The 3,068-nt window shown below is 62.9% G+C and carries 2 protein-coding genes and 1 pseudogene; all 3 read left to right on the top strand.

Features of this window, described 5'->3' with window-relative positions:
* Positions 1-27: 27 nt before the first annotated feature.
* Positions 28-1,260: pseudogene (locus tag D6877_RS30085) on the top strand (DUF6531 domain-containing protein); the annotation flags it as partial.
* On the top strand, positions 1,203-1,421 hold the full coding sequence (locus tag D6877_RS30250; protein ID WP_347233438.1) for a hypothetical protein: 219 nt from the start codon (positions 1,203-1,205) through the stop codon (positions 1,419-1,421). The pseudogene D6877_RS30085 and the gene D6877_RS30250, both read left to right, overlap by 58 nt.
* On the top strand, positions 1,348-3,068 hold a 1,721-nt coding region (locus D6877_RS30075; protein ID WP_347233437.1), incomplete at its 3' end, for an RHS repeat-associated core domain-containing protein. The genes D6877_RS30250 and D6877_RS30075, both read left to right, overlap by 74 nt.

Here is a 3,068-nt window from a genome sequence, read left to right as displayed (position 1 = left end):
ACCTGTACCAATGGCTGCCCGGTGTCGATGGTCACCGGCGAAGAACTGCTGACCCTGACCGACGCGGTGCTCGACGGCGTGCTGCCCTTCGAGTTCACCCGCTTGTACCGCAGCAGCGCGGTCGAGATCGATATCGGCCTGGGTTTCGGCTGGAGCCATACGCTCGCCCATCGGCTGGCCTTCGACAGCGATGGCGTGGTCTGGATCGACCACGAAAACCGCCGCACCCGCTTTCCCCTGCCCAACGTCGCGCGCCCGGCGATCCACAACAGCCTGTCGCGGGCGGCGATCTTTCTTGGTGATGAGCCGGAAGAACTGATTCTGGCTCTGGCCGGGGAAACCGCGCGGTTCTATCACTTTCGCGCCGGCCGGCTGACCGCAATCAGCGATGTCTACGGTAATCGTCTGACCCTGCAACGCGATCGCTCCGACCGCATTCAGCGTCTGGACAATGGCGCCGGCCGCTCATTGCTGTTGCGTTATGACCGCACGCAACTGGTGGCGGTCGATTACCAAGTTTTTGTTCAGGGCGAATGGACCACCGAGCAGAACCTCGCCACCTACAGCTTCGATGCGCGGCAACGCCTGTTGATCGCGACCAACGCAGTCGGCGACAGCGAGCGCTACGACTACGACGATCACCACGTCATCCTCCAGCGCCAGTTGACCGGCGGCGCGAGCTTCTTCTGGGAGTGGCAGCGTGAGGGCAAAGCCGCCCGCTGCGTGAGGCACTGGGCTTCGTTCTCGCAGATGAACACCCGTTACGTCTGGAACGATGACGACGCCAGCGTGACCGTGCATTACGTCGACGGCACCGAAGAAGTCTACGTCCACGACGAGCGCGCGCGGCTGGTGCGCCAGGTTGCGGCCGATGGTGGCGAGCAGCTCAAGGCCTATGACCAGCAGGGGCGCTTGATCGCCGAGCAGGATGCATTGGGCGCGGTCACCGAATACCGCTACGACGAAGTCGGACGGCTGATCGCGCTGATTCCGCCGGACGATGCACCAACGTCCTACGAGTACCGCAACGGTTTTCTTTACAAGCGTTGTCGTGGTGATGCGGTGTGGATTTACCGGCGCAACGCTGAAGGCGCCGTCACCGAAGCGGTCGATCCCGACGGCCAGGTCACGCATTACTACTACAACCTGCGCGGGCAATTGCTGTCGCTGCGTTATCCGGACAGCAGCCGCCATCGCTGGGTGTGGAACGAGCTGGGTCAGCTCATCGAAGAAACCCTGCCCGATGGCGGCGTGCGGCGCTTTTCCTACGATGCGCTGGGCCGGCGGATTACCACCCAGGACGAATTTGGTGTCGTCAGCCGTCAGGAGTGGGACGCCGCCGGCCGACTGATCCTGACGACTTCTCCTACGGGAAGCACGCGCGCCTACAGCTATGGCGCCTACGGCCAGATCACCGCTGAGCGCGATGAACTCGGGCGCATCACCCGCTATGAATATGACGATGATCTGCACCTGGTCTCGCGGCGCATCAACCCCGACGGCACCCGCGTGCAGTACCGCTACGACCATGCGCGGTTGCTGCTGACCGAGATTGAAAACGAGTCCGGAGAAAAGTACCGACTGGATTACACGCCGACCGGATTGATCCGACAGGAAACCGGGTTTGATGGGCGGCGCACGGCGTATGCCTACGACCTCAACGGTCATCTGCTGGAAAAGACCGAGTTCGGCGAGCAGGGTTTATCGCTGGTCACCCGCTACGAGCGCGACAGGGCCGGGCGTTTGCTGGTCAAAACCCTGCCCGATGGGATCAAGGTCCGCTACGACTACGACCGCCTCGGCCGCTTGGTTGCTGTCGATGACGGCCAGAACCATCCGCTGGCCTTCGAGTACGACCGTCAGGATCGGCTGATCACCGAGCATCAGGGCTGGGGCACCTTGCGCTACGCCTATGACGCCTGCGGCCAGCTCAAGCGGATGCGCCTGCCGGACAACAGCAAGCTCGACTATCACTACGCCAAGGGCGGTGCGCTGTCGGCCATCGACCTTAATGGCACGCCGCTGACCCGGCATGTGTATCAGTCCGGTCGCGAGCAGCAACGCCAGCAAGGTCTGCTGCTCAGCGAATATTCCTACGACGATCAGGGCCGCTTGCTTGCCCATGCTGTAGGTCATCGCCACGCCTCGCTGTACCGCCGCGATTATGCCTACAGCGCCAACGGCAATCTCGAGCACATCGCCGACAGCCGCCACGGCCAGCGCACCTACGGCTACGACGCCCTCGACCGGTTGATCCGCGTACGTCACTCGCGCGACGAACTGCCCGAATCCTTCGCCCACGACCCGGCCGGCAACCTGCTGATGCAGGACCGCCCCGGCCCTGCGCAGATCAAGGGCAATCGCCTGCTGATGCAGGGCGACCGTCATTACGACTACGACGCCTTCGGCAACCTGATCCGCGAACGCCGAGGCCACGGCCAGACCCTGGTCACCGAATACCGCTACGACTGCCAGCACCGCCTGATCGGCCTGACCCGCCCCGACGGCCAGACCGCCACTTATCAATACGACGCCTTCGGCCGGCGCATCCGCAAAACCGTCGACGGCGCCATCACCGAATTTTTCTGGCAAGGCGAACACCTCGTCGCCGAAAGCAGCGCCACGCAATACCGCAGCTTCCTCTACGAACCCGGCACCTTCCGCCCACTCGCGATGCTCGACGGCAAAGGCCCGAAAAAGGCCTGCCCCTTCTACTACCAACTCGACCACCTCGGCACCCCGCAGGAACTCACCGACTACAGCGGCGAAATCGTCTGGTCCGCGCAATACGACGCCTACGGCAAAGTCGCCGCCGTCACCCTCGCTGGCGAGGATTATCTGGATCAACCGCTGCGTTTTCAGGGGCAGTATTTCGATGTTGAAAGTGGGCTGCATTACAACCGCCATCGGTATTACGACCCTAGGTTAGGGCGGTATCTGACCCCGGACCCGGTGAAGCTCGCGGGTGGGTTGAATCAGTACCAGTACGTGCCGAATCCGACGGGATGGGTGGATCCGTTGGGGTTGACGTCCAATTGCCCGCCGCCGAATAAGCCTGGGTGTGAGGT

Origin of the sequence: Pseudomonas sp. Sample_9 (assembly GCF_004307535.1) — a bacterium.
Classification (GTDB): domain Bacteria; phylum Pseudomonadota; class Gammaproteobacteria; order Pseudomonadales; family Pseudomonadaceae; genus Aquipseudomonas; species Aquipseudomonas mercuritolerans.
The sequence above is the reverse complement of the archived record's forward strand: the minus strand, read 5'-3'. Positions and strand labels throughout refer to the sequence as shown.